The 15,243-nt window shown below is 56.9% G+C and carries 12 protein-coding genes; all 12 read right to left on the bottom strand.

The window, feature by feature from the left end; translation table 11 throughout:
• Window positions 1-161: 161 nt before the first annotated feature.
• Entirely contained in the window at window positions 162-1,529 is a 1,368-nt protein-coding gene (locus tag EDC23_RS04255) for a sigma-54-dependent transcriptional regulator (RefSeq protein WP_166668767.1), read from the bottom strand.
• A complete protein-coding gene (locus EDC23_RS04250) occupies window positions 1,519-3,483 on the bottom strand; it encodes a sensor histidine kinase (protein ID WP_134081523.1) in 1,965 nt (654 codons plus the stop codon). The genes EDC23_RS04255 and EDC23_RS04250 overlap by 11 nt, the downstream gene beginning before the upstream one ends.
• A gap of 142 nt (window positions 3,484-3,625) precedes the next feature.
• Entirely contained in the window at window positions 3,626-3,949 is a 324-nt protein-coding gene (locus tag EDC23_RS04245; protein ID WP_134081521.1) for a DUF2818 family protein, read from the bottom strand.
• 27 nt (window positions 3,950-3,976) lie between these two features.
• The gene (gene nuoN, locus EDC23_RS04240) at window positions 3,977-5,416 is read right to left on the bottom strand and encodes an NADH-quinone oxidoreductase subunit NuoN (protein WP_134082494.1); all 1,440 of its coding nucleotides are present in this window, start codon (window positions 5,414-5,416) and stop codon (window positions 3,977-3,979) included.
• 17 nt (window positions 5,417-5,433) lie between these two features.
• On the bottom strand, window positions 5,434-6,957 hold the full coding sequence (locus tag EDC23_RS04235) for an NADH-quinone oxidoreductase subunit M (protein WP_134081519.1): 1,524 nt from the start codon (window positions 6,955-6,957) through the stop codon (window positions 5,434-5,436).
• 25 nt (window positions 6,958-6,982) lie between these two features.
• Window positions 6,983-8,950: an NADH-quinone oxidoreductase subunit L gene (gene nuoL / locus EDC23_RS04230; RefSeq protein WP_134081517.1), complete on the bottom strand. Its 1,968-nt coding sequence runs from the start codon at window positions 8,948-8,950 to the stop codon at window positions 6,983-6,985.
• A gap of 4 nt (window positions 8,951-8,954) precedes the next feature.
• Window positions 8,955-9,260 (bottom strand): NADH-quinone oxidoreductase subunit NuoK, encoded by a 306-nt coding sequence (gene nuoK, locus EDC23_RS04225; protein WP_134081515.1) that lies wholly within the window; start codon window positions 9,258-9,260, stop codon window positions 8,955-8,957.
• An 11-nt stretch (window positions 9,261-9,271) separates the two neighbouring features.
• Window positions 9,272-9,874 (bottom strand): NADH-quinone oxidoreductase subunit J, encoded by a 603-nt coding sequence (locus EDC23_RS04220; protein WP_208321277.1) that lies wholly within the window; start codon window positions 9,872-9,874, stop codon window positions 9,272-9,274.
• Window positions 9,875-9,915: 41 nt separating this feature from the next.
• Window positions 9,916-10,404, bottom strand: coding sequence for an NADH-quinone oxidoreductase subunit NuoI (gene nuoI / locus EDC23_RS04215; protein WP_134082488.1), 489 nt, complete (start codon window positions 10,402-10,404; stop codon window positions 9,916-9,918).
• 17 nt (window positions 10,405-10,421) lie between these two features.
• Window positions 10,422-11,510, bottom strand: a complete 1,089-nt coding sequence (gene nuoH / locus EDC23_RS04210) for an NADH-quinone oxidoreductase subunit NuoH (RefSeq protein WP_134081513.1) — start codon at window positions 11,508-11,510, stop codon at window positions 10,422-10,424.
• A gap of 10 nt (window positions 11,511-11,520) precedes the next feature.
• Complete coding sequence (gene nuoG, locus EDC23_RS04205; protein WP_134081511.1) at window positions 11,521-13,896, bottom strand: NADH-quinone oxidoreductase subunit NuoG; 2,376 nt, start codon at window positions 13,894-13,896, stop codon at window positions 11,521-11,523.
• A 20-nt stretch (window positions 13,897-13,916) separates the two neighbouring features.
• Window positions 13,917-15,194, bottom strand: coding sequence for an NADH-quinone oxidoreductase subunit NuoF (gene nuoF, locus EDC23_RS04200; protein ID WP_134081509.1), 1,278 nt, complete (start codon window positions 15,192-15,194; stop codon window positions 13,917-13,919).
• Between the last annotated feature and the right edge of the window lie 49 nt (window positions 15,195-15,243).

Raw genomic sequence — 15,243 nt, 5'->3', positions numbered from 1 at the left:
GTTGGTGTTCTCTGGATGTTGCAAGTATTATTCCAACTATCCGGAAAACATATTACTACCCGATTTTCAATAACTTGCATGAGGAATATAGTACTATATACTGATTTTCTTATCCTGATCCGTTGCAGAATGCAGAATATGACAGGGCGGAAGAGTGTAATTTACACCGCTTCCTCCTCGGTCTCGAGACGGCGTAACTTCCGCCAGAGGGTTGTTTTATCGATACCCAGTACCTCGGCGGCCCGGGTCTTTTTACCATTGAAACAGCGCAACACATGATGAATGTATTCCTCTTCCAGTTCAGTGAGGGTACAGAATGCCTCCTCGGAAAAGTGAACCGGCAATTGCGAACCCGTCTTCGGCACGTTCGTGCCTTCCCAGTGCAGAACCGGACCCTCGGCAAGAATCACGCTGCGCTCAATGGTATTGCGCAATTCACGCACGTTGCCCGGCCAATCGGCATCACACATCTTTTGCAGTGAAGCCTTGTCGAAACCCTGAACCTGACGGGAGTAGCGATCGGCAAACTCCTGGACAAAGGCGTCGACCAGGGCAGGAATATCCTGACGCCGTTCTGAAAGAGAAGGAACGTGAATATTGACCACATTCAGACGATGATAAAAATCATGTCGTAAATGCCCTTCTTCCACCATTTGTTCCAGATTCCGGTTACTGGCGGCAATCACACGGACATCCACCGGTACCGCTGTATTGGCGCCGACACGCGTCACTTTGCTGCTTTCCAGTGCTCGCATCAGCTTGATCTGCATAGTATCCGAGATATTACATATCTCATCGAGAAACAGGGTCCCTCCATCGGCCTGTTCCATCAGGCCGTATTTTCGTTGCGTGGCACCCGTGAACGCGCCTTTTTCGTGTCCGAACAGTTCACTTTCCAGCAAGGTGGTAGTCAACGCGCCACAGTCGACCGCAACAAACGGCGCATCCTTGCGCGGGCTGAAGTCATGCAGAGCCCGGGCAACCAGCTCCTTTCCCGTGCCGGAATCCCCGGTGATAAGAGCGCTACAGCTGACTTCAGCGACTTTTTCGACGGTATTAAACAGAGTCTGCATCGCCGGTGTATCACCAATCATACCAAAACGATGACGCTCTTCACCCAGTCGTTTTTTCAACAGTCGATTTTCATTACGCAGACGCACCGACTTCAGAGCACGCTCAACCAGGAGTTTCAACTCGGTAAAATCAAACGGTTTTTTGATAAAATCGGAAGCGCCGCGCTTCATGGCCTCGACGGCATTCTCCACAGAAGAATAGCCGGTCATAACCAGTACGGGAACCTCGCTGTCTATCTTGCGAATTTCACTTAACAGCTCAAAACCATTCATCCCCGGCATACGCAGATCGGTAATAACAACATCCGCGCCCTGCTTATTGAACAGGGCGAGACAATCCGCCCCATTTTGAAAAGCGTCACAGGCATAACCCGCGTTATCGCAATTACGTTGCATGACCCGGCAAGTCACTATGTCATCGTCAACAAACAGAATACGTGGCGTCTCAGCCGACATTTCTTGCCTCCAGTATTTCAAAGGTATCGAGTTCCTGCAGCTCACTGCGTCGGGGTAACCTGATATGCACCCGCACACCGGCATGCCGTGAGTTTTCAAGAGTAATACTTCCGCCATGGCGTTTTATGATGCCGTAACTGACAGACAGGCCGAGCCCCGTCCCTTCACCTTCCGGTTTGGTACTGAAGAACGGGTCGAAGATCTTGGAGAAGTTCCCGGCCTGGATACCCTCCCCTTCATCGACGATCTCGACATCAATATACTCCTCGCTCGAGCGCCCCGAAATATGTAACCGGCATTTAGGCGGTGTCGCCTGAATCGCATTGAGAATAATATTGACCAGCACCTGCTGCAGCTGACGCGCATCACCTTCCATTGTCAGGGGTGTCTCTATCAGACTTTGTAACTCGATCTCCTCGGATTCGATGCGGTGGCGCAAGAGTTCCAGCGTCTCGTTCAATAATGCCGCCATATCAAACTCTTCAAATTTCGGTTCGCTCTGTCGCGCAAAATTCAGAATTCCCTGGACAATACGGGCGCAACGCTCGCCCTCCTTCTGCAGCAGCTGTAAATCGTTGCGTTTTTCGGCATCTTTCTCGGGCAGTGACTCTTCAACCAGGGAGGCGAGCGACATCATATTCATCAAGGGATTATTGATTTCATGACCGATCCCGGCCGCAAGCTGCCCGAGTGACGCCAGGCGTTCTGACTGGCAGGCGGCACGGACAGCGGTTTCGCGTTCCTTTTCAGTACGATCCAGGCTCTCGGCGAGATAGTTGAAGGCCTTGCCGGCCTGACCTATCTCGTCGCTGCGACCGGATTTGACTTGAACCCGGGCATCGCGCTGGCCGTCGGCAAAGCGCCGGATAATCTCGGCCAGCTGATGTACCGGCGCCGTCAGACGACCGGAAGCCCAGACTGCCACCAGCAGGCTGATAAACAGCAGGGCACCAAGCAGCATCCAGATCGACTTGCGCATATTGTTAATTGGCGCATAGACCACCTGGGGATCGGCCTCGATAACCAGTAACCACTGGGTTGGCCTGTCCGGATAAGGGGCGAGTTTCTGATAAAACAGCATCCGCTCTCGGTTACGTAACAGGGATCCGTTTGTATCGCCTTCCTTGATAGCCCGCCAGTCCGCCGGATCCAGCTCAGAGGTCAGGCGATGTTCGGAACCGAGTTGATCAGCGAAACGTTTATCATCATTCGGATGATAGAGATAGATGCCATCCCGCCGTTCATCGGGGGATAATTCCACGATATAGGATTTACCCGGAAAGCCCCCGAGTGAGGACGTCATGGTGGAGTCCAGGCGCGACCCCCACATATTGACCACCAGCACCCCCTCGAAATCCCCGAGTTCATCCAGGATCGGAACCGAATAGCGGACCATGGCGGGACAAAAATCTTCATCCCTGGCGACCTGGCCAAGTTCAAAATCGGACATAATCACCCGATTACCGGCGGTTTTCGCTTCCCGGAAAAACGGTCGATTAGCCTGATCGGCAATAAACATTCGGCCGCTCTGTTCGTCGGTATAGACCGGTTCGACCGGCTTGCCCTCCTTGATCTTGACCAGGGTCTTGCCTTCGGCACTGATAAAGCGCACGGCCTGGATACTGGAAACCGATTTCTGATAGTTAAGCAGAAATTGTTCCAGGGCTTCGGCTCGCTGTTGATAGACCCCTTCGGAATACCGCTGGGGGGACTGTGCCACGGCCGCAAACTGCCGAACCGATGGCACGCGACCCAGACCACTGGCAATGGATTTTTGATTATCCAGAATCAGTTGCAGTTCGCTTGCCATTTTGTCGAGCGAGCCGTGCAGCTGGGTTTCGGTGCGGATGGTCACTTCCCGTTCCATGCGTTCGACGACGCCAAACAGCAGTATCAGCAAGGGAATGCTGGTCAACAGGGAGAGAACAATGAAGAACTTGTGTCGCAGATGCATGGCTGCAAATTACCAAATCAGGTGCAAGATGCAGCAATTATGACAGAAGCCTGAGCGACGGCAAGCTCAAATTGGTGAAAGTTTGTACATTAACCCGCGCTAATATAGTAGGCGGATCTTATTGTATTGCAGATTGCACCTGTTAAGCGCGGTGGCGATGTAACAGCGGGCGCAGCTGATAACGATAGACAAAGCCGGGGATCGCGAAGACCACGAACATACAGAAGGTTACCGCATAGAATTCCCAGTCCTGGGGATAACGTTCGCCTGTGGCTTTCTGTTCCAGACCGACCGCGATCAGGCCGACCAGGCCATAGAGCACCAACCATTCAACAAGCCGCATCCAGGCCCGTTTGAGCCCGCCTCCCGGTGGGGTGAACAGGAAAAAGAAACGTTCGCTCGCCCAGGGCAGATTGGCCGCAATGATAGCGCTGACAAGTAAAACCCAGATAGATACTGCTGACATAAGACCGCCTACGTAAGTGAGGTACCATTATGAACCAGACAGCGCGGCCAGGCAAAGTGCCAGCAGGCCGCCCGGGAAGAGTCCCAGCAACAGGACACCCAGGCCATTGGCACTGAGCAGCAGGCGCATATCCAGAGCGACTTCCAGCCTGGCGGTATCCACGGGCTTGTCGAAATACATCAGCCGAATCACGCGCAAATAATAAAAAGCCCCGATGATCGAGAAGATCACCGCCACCACGGCCAGCCACACCATGTCCGCCGCGATCACTTCCTTGAGTACCGACAGTTTCGCCCAGAAGCCGATAAACGGCGGGACCCCGGCCATGGAGAACATGACGATCAACATCATGAAAGCAAACCAGGGACTGCGCTCATTGAGCCCCTTGAAATCATCCAGTTTGTCGGCCTCGAAGCCTTCCCGGCTCAGCAGGATAACCATGCCAAACCCGCCCAGGGTCATCAGCACATAGGCCAGGGTATAGAACATCGCCGCGGCATAGCCCTCGGCCGTGCCGGTCAGCACCCCCAGCATCAAAAACCCGACATGCGAGATGGTGGAATAGGCGAGCATGCGTTTGATGTTGCTCTGGGCAATGGCGACGATATTCCCCACGCCCATGGAGAGCACCGCCAGAATGATGAGGATGTCCTGCCATTGGGCATGCAAGCCGCCCAGTCCGTCCACCAGCAGGCGCATCAGCATCGCAAATGCGGCGATCTTGGGCGCGCTGCCGATAAACAGGGTCGTGGGGGTGGCCGCGCCGTGATAGACATCCGGCACCCACATATGAAACGGCACCGCGCCCAGCTTGAACGCCACCCCGACGATGAGAAAGACCAGGCCGAAAGTCAGCAGCAGTTGCTTTTCCGTCTCGGGAACCTGCCGGGCGACTTCGGCCAGATCGAGGGTACCGGTCACGCCGTAGATCATGGAAATGCCGTACAACAGCATGCCCGAGGCGATGGCGCCGAGAATGAAATACTTCATCGCCGCCTCGGAGGCGGTAACCGAGTCGCGTTGCATCGCCACCATGGCGTACAGCGACAGCGACAGCAGCTCCAGGCCCAGGTAGATGGTCAGGAAGTTGTGCGCCGAGGTCAGGATCATCATCCCCAGAATCGCAAACAGACCCAGGACAAAGAATTCACCTTTGAATATCTGGCGTGTTTGCAGATAATCGCGGGAATAAGTAAATGTCACCAGTCCGGCGATGAAGATACAGGCCTTGAGCACATCGGCCATGGGATCGCGGACAAAGGTATCACTGAAGGTCAGCACCCTGCCCTGAGTGAAATCGGTCACAATCAGAATGAACGCCACCACCAGGGTCGCCTGGGTCAGCAGATAGGTCACGAAGCGCTGGCGATCCGTCAAAAACAGATCAATTACCAGAATCAGGCACGCCATCGAGAGTATGAATATCTCGGGCAGTGCCGGGGCAATATTGGGCATGGTAAAAGTCATCATCACTCTTGCCGTTATTATTGAATGACCTTGGACTGGGTCATATGCAGTAACAGGTTCTCGACACTGGCATCCATCACTTCGAGCAATGGCGCCGGCCAGATCCCCAGGGTCAGGACCGCCACGGCCAGGATCGCCAGGATCAGGAACTCGCGTCGGCCGATATCCTGCAGCGCCGCCACATTGTCATTGGCCACGGTGCCGAAGATCACCCGCTTGACCATCCACAGAGTATAGGCGGCGCCCAGGATCAGGGTCAGAGCGGCCAGGAAGGCGTACCAGAAATTGGCCTTGAAACTGCTGAGGATCACCATGAACTCGCCGACGAAGCCGGAGGTGCCCGGCAGCCCGGCGTTGGCCATGGCAAACAGCACCATAAAGGCGGCGAAGACCGGCATGGTGTTGACCACCCCGCCGTAATCGCTGATCTGCCGCGAATGCATCCGGTCATACATCACGCCGACACAGAGGAACAGCGCCCCCGAAACAAAACCGTGGGAAATCATCTGCACAATCCCGCCGGAGATCCCCATCGCCGCGCCGCTGTAGCTGCCGGTATTGTCGTAAATCTGCCAGGCAATAAAGAAACCGAGCGTCACGAACCCCATGTGCGAGATGGACGAATAGGCGATGAGTTTTTTCATATCCTGCTGCACCAGCGCCACAAAGCCGATGTAGACCACCGCGATCAGCGACAGGGTAATCATCAGCCAGGCCAGCTCCTGGCTGGCGTCCGGGGTAATCGGCAGCGAGAAGCGCAGAAAACCGTAGGCACCGAGTTTGAGCATGATCGCCGCCAGGATCACCGAGCCGCCGGTGGGCGCCTCCACGTGCGCGTCCGGCAGCCAGGTATGCACCGGCCACATGGGCACCTTGACCGCAAAGGCGATCAAAAACGCCAGGAAGATCAGGATCTGCGGTGTCATACCCAGCGGCTGCTGATGGAAATCGAGAATCGCGAAGCTGCCGGTCTGGAAATAGAGATACAGCAGCGCAACCAGCATGAAGACCGAGCCGAAAAAGGTATAGAGGAAAAACTTGATCGTCGCATAGATGCGGTTCTGCCCGCCCCAGACGCCGATGATAATGAACATCGGAATCAGCATCGCTTCCCAGAAGACATAGAACAGCGCCGAGTCGAGGGAGGCGAAGACCCCGTTCATCAACCCTTCCATGATTAAAAAGGCCGACATGTACTGGGCGACGCGCTCCTTGATCACTTCCCAGCCGGCGATCACCACCAGCACGGTGATAAAGGTGGTCAGCAGGATCAGCGGCATGGAGATACCGTCCACACCCAGGTGATAGAAGATATCCCAGGATCCAATCCACTCATGCCGTTCGGTAAACTGCATCGCGGCCGTATCGGTGTCGAATCCGGTATACAGCGGGATCGAGATCAGGAAGGTCACCACCGACCAGAACAGCGCCGTCAGTCGGGCCAGTGGCGCCTGCTTGTCACTGCCCGTAACCAGCACCAGGATCCCGCCCAGAATGGGGATCCAGATCACAAGGCTTAACAATGGCCAGTCTGAGAACATGCGTACGACCCTTTTTATTTATTCTTTATTGGTTAAGAAACACAAACAATCCGAGCAGCACGACCACCCCGATGATCATGGCAAAGGCATAGTGGAACAGATAGCCGGTCTGGATATGGCGTATGCGCCCGGCAAACCAGCCCACCAGCGCGGCCGAACCGTTAACCGCCAGGCCATCGATCAGTTTGACATCACCGATGCGCCACAGCTTCTGGCCCAACTGGCGCCCGCCGCCGGCAAACACGATCTCGTTGAAACGATCCGCGTAGTATTTGTTATCCAGCAGAGTATGCAGCCACTGGAAACGGGCCTGAATCCGGCCGGGAATCTCCGGGCGTTTCATATACAGGAACCAGGCGGTGAACACGCCGGCGGCCGCCAGCCAGAACGGCCAGGTCACAAAGGCGTGCAGCGCCATGGCCCACCAACCGTGGAAATCGGCGGCCCACTCGCCCAGCGCATCGTGCTCGGGCAACACGAAGATTGCCTCGCGGAAGAAATCCCCGGCGATCATGTCACCCATGAAAATGGCACCGATGATCACCGAGGGGATCGCCAGCAGAATCAGCGGAATAGTTACCACGGGCGGGGTTTCATGCAGATGCGAACGGGTATGCTCGTCCATGCGCTCCTTGCCGTGGAACACCAGAAAATACATGCGGAAGCTGTATAGCGCGGTCACAAATACCCCGGTCAACACCGCAAAATAGGCAAAGCCGGATCCGGCGATTTGTGAGTGGGCCACCGCCTCGATGATCGAGTCCTTGGAATAGAAGCCGGCGAACAGCGGCGTACCGATTAGCGCCAGCGAGCCGATCAGCGAGGTAATCCAGGTAATGGGCATGTATTTGCGCAGCCCGCCCATCTTGCGCATGTCCTGCTCGTGATGCATGGCGATGATCACCGAACCGGCGGCCAGGAACAGCAGCGCCTTGAAAAAGGCATGGGTCATCAGATGGAAGATCCCCGCAGCATAGGCCGAGGCGCCCAGGGCCACGGTCATGTAACCCAGCTGCGAGAGGGTCGAATAGGCCACCACCCGTTTGATGTCGTTCTGCACCAGGCCCAGGAAGCCCATGAACAGCGCGGTAATGGCACCGATCACCAGCACCACGGTCAGCGCGGTCTCGGAAAACTCGAACAGCGGCGACATGCGCGCCACCATGAAGATCCCGGCGGTGACCATGGTCGCGGCATGGATCAATGCCGAGATCGGCGTCGGGCCCTCCATGGAATCGGGCAGCCAGACATGCAGCGGCACCTGGGCCGACTTGCCCATGGCGCCGATGAACAACAGGATGCAGATGACGGTAATCACCGACCAGGCATTGTCGCCGAACAGGGTGATGGTCTGGCCGTCAACCTGCTCCACCTGGCCGAACACGGTGGCGTAATCCAGGGAGCCGAAGTACATCAGCACCGCGGCGATCCCCAGCAAAAAGCCGAAGTCCCCCACCCGGTTGACCAGAAAGGCCTTGAGGTTGGCGTAAATCGCCGTATCGCGGGTATACCAGAAACCGATCAACAGGTAGGAAACCAGGCCCACTGCTTCCCAGCCGAAGAACAGCTGCAAAAAGTTATTGGCCATCACCAGCATCAGCATCGAGAAGGTGAACAGGGAGATATAGCTGAAAAAACGCTGGTAACCGGGATCCTCGTGCATGTAACCGACGGTATAGATATGCACCATCAGGGAGACGAAGGTGACCACCACCATCATCATGGCGGTCAGGTTATCGATCAAAAACCCGATCTCGAAGCGGATACCCTCGCTGACCATCCAGGTATAGACCGACGCGTTGTAGACCTCGGCCCCGTCGATCACCATGTGTTTAAACGTGATCGCGGAGAGCACAAAGGCGACGGCGACGCCGATGATGGTCACCCAGTGGGCGCCGGCACGACCGACTCTTTTGCCGAACAGACCGGCGATGATTGCCCCGATCAACGGTGCCAGCACGGTCCAGAGATAGACATTTTCCATATTATTCATCAGCCTAGCCTTTCATGCTGTCCAGTTCGGTGACGTTGATGGTGCGCTTGTTGCGGAACAGCACCACCAGGATCGCCAGCCCGATGGCCGCCTCGGCCGCCGCCACCGTCAGAATAAAGAACACGAACACCTGACCCGCGGTATCGCCCAGAAAATGGGAAAAAGCGATGAAATTCATATTCACCGCCAGCAGCATCAGCTCGATGGCCATCAGCAGGATAATGATGTTTTTCCGGTTGATGAAAATTCCGGCGATACTCAAACCGAACATCACGGCACCCAGAATCAAAAAGTCGGATAACGCTAGCATCGCACTCTCACCTATTTTTTCTCTTCGGACTTCATTTTAACCATTCGTACCCGGTCATCGCGCTTGACCGAAACCTGGCTGTCCGGATTCTGGTACTTGGTTGTGGGCCGTTTGCGTAGCGTCAGGGTAATCGCCGCGATAATCGCGACCAGCAGAATGACTGCGGCAATCTCGAACGGATAGACGTAGACGGTATACAGGACACTACCCAGCTCCCGTGTATTGCTGTAATCGGCGCCATGGCGCTCCGGCGCGGCCATTTCGTCCAGACTGAAGTTCTCCGGTCCGACCACGCCGACCAGCATCACCACCAGCAGAATAGCGACGCCGATTCCCACCGGCAGATAGCGGATGAAGCCTTCCTTGAGCAGGGCCGTGTTGATATCCAGCATCATCACCACGAACAGGAACAACACCATGACCGCCCCGACGTAGACCAGCACCAGGGTAATGGCGAGAAACTCCGCCTCCAGGAGCATCCAGATGGCGGCGCTGGCGAAAAAGGTCAACACCAGAAACAGCGCGGCCCGCACCGGGTTGCGCACGGTGATCACCATGGTCGCGCCAAAGACCATGATGATAGCAAATATGTAAAAGATTAATTTTTCAATCATATCGTTATTATCTTTTAATTGTCTTCTGTCGTTAGCAGAGCTTAACGGTAAGGCGCATCCTCGGCCCGGGCCGCGGCAATTTCTTTTTCGTACTTGTCACCGACCGCCAGCAGGCGATCCTTGGTCATATTCAGGTCACCGCGTTTTTCACCGTGATATTCAAAAATATGCGTTTCGACGATTGAGTCCACCGGACAGGACTCCTCGCAATAGCCGCAAAAAATGCACTTGGTCAGATCGATGTCATAGCGCGTGGTGCGGCGTGTGCCATCATCCCGTTCTTCGGACTCGATGGTAATCGCCAGCGCCGGGCAAACAACTTCACACAGTTTGCAGGCGATACAACGCTCTTCCCCGTTGGGATAACGACGCAGGGCATGCAAGCCCCGAAAACGCGGCGACAGCGGAGTGTGCTCTTCCGGATATTGCAGAGTGACCTTGCGTACAAACAAGTGCCGCCCGGTCAGTCGCATGCCCCGGAACAATTCCAGCAGGAACAGACTCTTGAGAAACCGTACTGCGGTATTCATCATAATCCCTCCTGCTCCTAGTCAAACCACCAACCGAAGCCGGTCAGTATCATCAGCCCGACCACCATCAACCAGACGATGGTGATGGGGATAAAGACCTTCCAGCCCAGGCGCATGATCTGATCATAGCGATATCGCGGGAAGGTGGCGCGGAGCCATAAGTAAAAGAACAAGAAAATGGCCGTTTTGATCAACAACCAGTGGACGCCGTGCCCCAGTAACAGGCCCAGTCCGGTGATCTCGAACCAGGCCTCGGGCAGCCAGCCTTCAAAGGGCGACAACCAGCCGCCCAGGAACAGCACCGCGGCCAGTACCGAGATCAGAATCATGTTGGCGTATTCGGCCAGGAAAAAGACCGCGAACACCATGCCGGAGTATTCCACATGGAAACCGGCTACGATTTCCGATTCCCCCTCGGCCACGTCAAACGGGGCGCGGTTGGTCTCGGCCACCCCGGAGATAAAATAGATCACGAACATCGGCAGCAGCGGCAGCCAGAACCAGTGCAGCGGACTGCCAGACTGGGCCTCGATGATGGTACCGATATTCAGACTGCCGGCGGCCATGATTACCGTGACCAGGGCGAAACCCATGGCGATTTCATAGGCGACGATCTGCGCGGCGGAGCGCATGGCGCCCAGCAAGGCGTATTTGGAGTTGGAGGCCCAGCCGGCGATGATTACGCCATAGACCCCGACCGAGGTGATCGCCAACACATACAACAACCCGGCATTGATATCCGCCAGCACATATTCGGCATTAAAGGGAATCACCGCCCAGGCGGCCAGGGCCGGGCCGATGGAGAGAATCGGCGCGATCACGAACAGCACCTTGTTGGCGCCGGTGGGAATGATGATCTCCTTGAAGATCAGCTTGAGCGCATCGGCGATGGGCTGCAGCCAGCCACGCGGTCCGACCCGGGTCGGGCCCATACGCACCTGCATGGCACCGATAATCTTGCGCTCGGCAAAGGTCAGATAGGCTACCGCCAGCATCAGCGGGGTAACGATCATGACGATTTGCAACATGATCAGTACCGCCGGCTGGGAAAACCACCAGACCGAGAAATCGGCAACTGACTGATACGCTGAATTAAGCCATTCCATTTGTTTCGTCTTAACCCCGTTGCAATTCAATCGGCCCGTAGGCGCGGGTCAATGTTTCGCTGCCGGTGACACCGTAGGGAATCAGCACGCATTGCGCGGGCACCGCCTCGTCGATTACCAGTGGCAAGCGCACTTCACTGTTGTCCTGTTGTACGAGGACATACGCCGCATCACCGACGCCGGCCGCATCGGCGGTTTGTTCATTCATATAGGCCGCCGCGGCGATAGCGTCGGTCGTCTCCTGAAGCGGTTGCGCCCGGCGTACCAGCGAATCGACCGCATAGATGGGCAGGTGCCCGATGCGCTGCAAACCGGAACCGGCCGGCGCCAGTTGCGGGCATTGCCAGGCACTTTGATTGTCCATCGGCGGCTCACCGCTGATAGCCCGCAGCTCGTCCCGCACCTCCTCGGAGGTCACCTGGTCGAAGCCGTCAAACTCAAACAGATTGCCCAGCACGCGCAGCACCTTCCAGGCGGGCTTGGCTTCCTCCAGGGGATCGACCGCGGCGCCGAAACTCTGCCAGTGACCCTCGGTATTAATAAAGGTGCCGGACATCTCGATAAACGGGGTTACCGGCAGGATGACATCGGCGCAGGCTTTGAGACTGTCACTGATGTAGGGTGACAGCGCGACTACAAAGTCACTTTCCTGCATGCTCCTGAGCGCCTGACTGCCGTAAGCCGAATCGAGCTCGGGCTCGACGTTCAGCAAGACCATGGCGCCCTGGGGTTGTGACAACATCTCACCGGCGTGGCGTCCCGGTGACGCGATCGTTTCGCCGCCGGCCTGACGATGGGGCACGGCGCCGGCCAGCCAGGCGCCGGCACTGTTGGCCCCCTCGGTCAGATAACCGAACTTCGCCCCGGCAAGCCGTCCGATCAGTTCGGCCAGACTCTGCAGTTCGCCAAACTCGTTCTGCCCCATGGCCTGCGTCCCGAGCAGCACGACCGCGTTGTCGGCGCTATGCAGGTGTTTGGCGATCGCCAGATGATCATCGTGGCTGGTGATATTTTCCAGCCTGGTCGCCAGATCCGCCGGGGCCGGTTCGCCACTGAGGGTCAGCAGTGCCCTGGCGATCCCGGCCAGGGTCTGTGGCATGTTATCCGGTGCAGTGACGATGGATTCGGCCAGCGGAAAGTTGACGTCATAGTCGATCGCATTGACCGACATGATGTTGGCCCCATTGAGGGCCGCCTTGCGCAGCCGATGGGCGATGATCGGCTGGTCCTTGCGCACACAGGAACCGATCAACAATCCCGCCTCGACCTGTTCCAGTTCGGCGATCGTACAACCCAGGGAGGGATAACGCGGTGCTATATCACTCCGGGAGAAATCGAGCTGACGCAGCCGATGATCAATATTGTGGCTCCCCAGGCTGCGCAGCAGTTTTTGCAGCAGATACATCTCTTCCAGGGTCGCGCTGGGTGAGGTCAGTGCACCGATCTGTTCACTGCCCCGACCCTGTTGTACCGTTTTGATGCCCTCGACCGCGTAATTGAGCGCAATCTGCCAGTCCACCTGCTTCCATTGATCGCCCTGTTTGATCAGGGCATGGCGCGCCCGTTGCTCGTGATACAGACCGGTATAACTGAACCGATCCCGATCCGAGAGCCAGGTCTCATTGATGGCTTCATTCTCGCGTGGCAGGACACGCATCACCGTATTGCGGCGAAGTTCCACCTCCAGGTTGGAACCGACACAATCGTGCGCGGCAATCGTCTCGCGTTGCTGGTTCTCCCAGGGGCGGCCGCGATAACGATACGGCTTGGAGGTCAGCGCCCCGACCGGACAGAGATCGATCACATTGCCGGACATCTCCGAAGAAACAGCGCTCTCCATATAGGTCCCGATCCGGGTATCCTCGCCCCGCCCGTAGGCGCCCAGCTCCATGATGCCGCCGATCTCCTGACCGAACCGGACGCAGCGGGTACAATGAATACAGCGGGTCATGTCGGTGGCGATCAACGGACCGATGTTCTTGCTCGGCACCACGCGCTTTTTCTCGGCAAAACGTGACACATCCTTGCCGTAGCCCATGGCGATGTCCTGCAGATCGCACTCCCCGCCCTGATCGCAAATCGGGCAATCCAGCGGGTGATTGATCAACAGGAACTCCATGACGCTCTTTTGCGCCTCAATCGCGAATTCCGACCTGGTGAAGACTTTCATGCCCTCGGTGACCGGCGTGGCACAGGCCGGCAGCGGCTTGGGCGCCTTTTCCACCTCCACCAGACACATGCGGCAGTTGGCCGCCACGGACAGTTTCTTGTGATAACAGAAACGCGGAATGGTAATCCCGGCCTCATCGGCCACCTGGATCACCATCGTGCCCGGCGCCGCCTGAAGCGGCATTCCGTTGATTTCAATGTTGATATCGTCTGACATTCAACCGTTGCCTGTTAACGTTATGAGCGTCCACCGACCAGGCATTTGCCATGATCGATGTGATACTGAAATTCATCCCGGTAATGCTTGAGAAAACTCTGTACCGGCATTGCCGCCGCGTCTCCCAATGCACAGATAGTGCGCCCGGCAATGCGCGAGGCGACATCATCCAGCATATCCATGTCTTCCTGGCGGCCCTGCCCGTGTTCGATGCGGTGTATCACGCGTGACAACCAGCCGGTACCTTCGCGACAGGGCGTACACTGGCCGCAGGACTCTTCGAAATAGAAGTGCGAGAGCCGCGCCAGCGCATCCACCATGCAGGTGGTCTCATCCATCACGATCACCGAACCGGCACCGAGCATGCTGCCCGCCTGGGCCAGCGAGTCGTAGTCCATGTCGGTATCCATAATAATGTCCGCGGGCAAGACCGGCACCGACGAACCGCCAGGAATGACCCCCTTGAGCTTGCGTCCGTCACGCATGCCCCCGGCCAGCTCCAGCAGTTCGGCAAACGGTATCCCCAGCGGCACTTCGAAGTTGCCGGGGTTGTTGACATGGCCGGAGACGCTGAACAGCTTGGTGCCGCCGTTGTTGGGCTTGCCCAGCTCCAGAAACCACTGGCCGCCATGCTCCAGGATCACCGGGACCGAGGCCAGGGTCTCGGTATTATTAATGGTGGTCGGTTTGCCATACAGCCCGTAGCCGGCCGGAAACGGCGGCTTGAAGCGCGGCATGCCCTTCTTGCCTTCCAGGGACTCCAGCAGCGCGGTCTCCTCGCCACAGATATAGGCACCGGCTCCCAGGTGATTGTGCAGTTCAAAATCAAAGCCGCTGCCCAGAATATTCTTGCCCAGCAGGCCGGCGGCGCGGGCCTCTTCCAGTGCCGCCTCGACCCGTTCATAAGGCTCCCAGAATTCGCCACGAATGTAGTTGTAACCAACCGAGGCGCCGATGGTATAGCCGGCGATAATCATGCCCTCGATGAGCTGATGCGGGTTATAGCGCATGATATCCCGGTCCTTGCAGGTCCCCGGCTCGCCTTCGTCGGAATTGCAGACGATATATTTCTGACCGGGCGCATTGCGCGGCATGAAGCTCCACTTGAGTCCGGTGGGAAAGCCCGCCCCGCCGCGGCCACGCAATGAGGAGGTTTTCAGCTCCTCGATAATCTGTTCCTGCGGCGTCTGCTCGGCGAGGATTTTTTTCAGCACCTCATAACCGCCGACACTGCGATAGTTCTCCAGTGTCCAGGGCTTGTCGAGATGCAACGTGCGGAAGCAAACTTCATTTGCCATGTATTACTCCCCCACCCGGCTGGTTGTTATTGTTGTCATCATGTTCCGG

Origin of the sequence: Thiohalophilus thiocyanatoxydans, from assembly GCF_004366735.1 — a bacterium.
Lineage (GTDB): Bacteria > Pseudomonadota > Gammaproteobacteria > UBA6429 > Thiohalophilaceae > Thiohalophilus > Thiohalophilus thiocyanatoxydans.
Note: the sequence above shows the minus strand (reverse complement) of the source record. Positions and strands in the feature narration are given on the sequence as shown.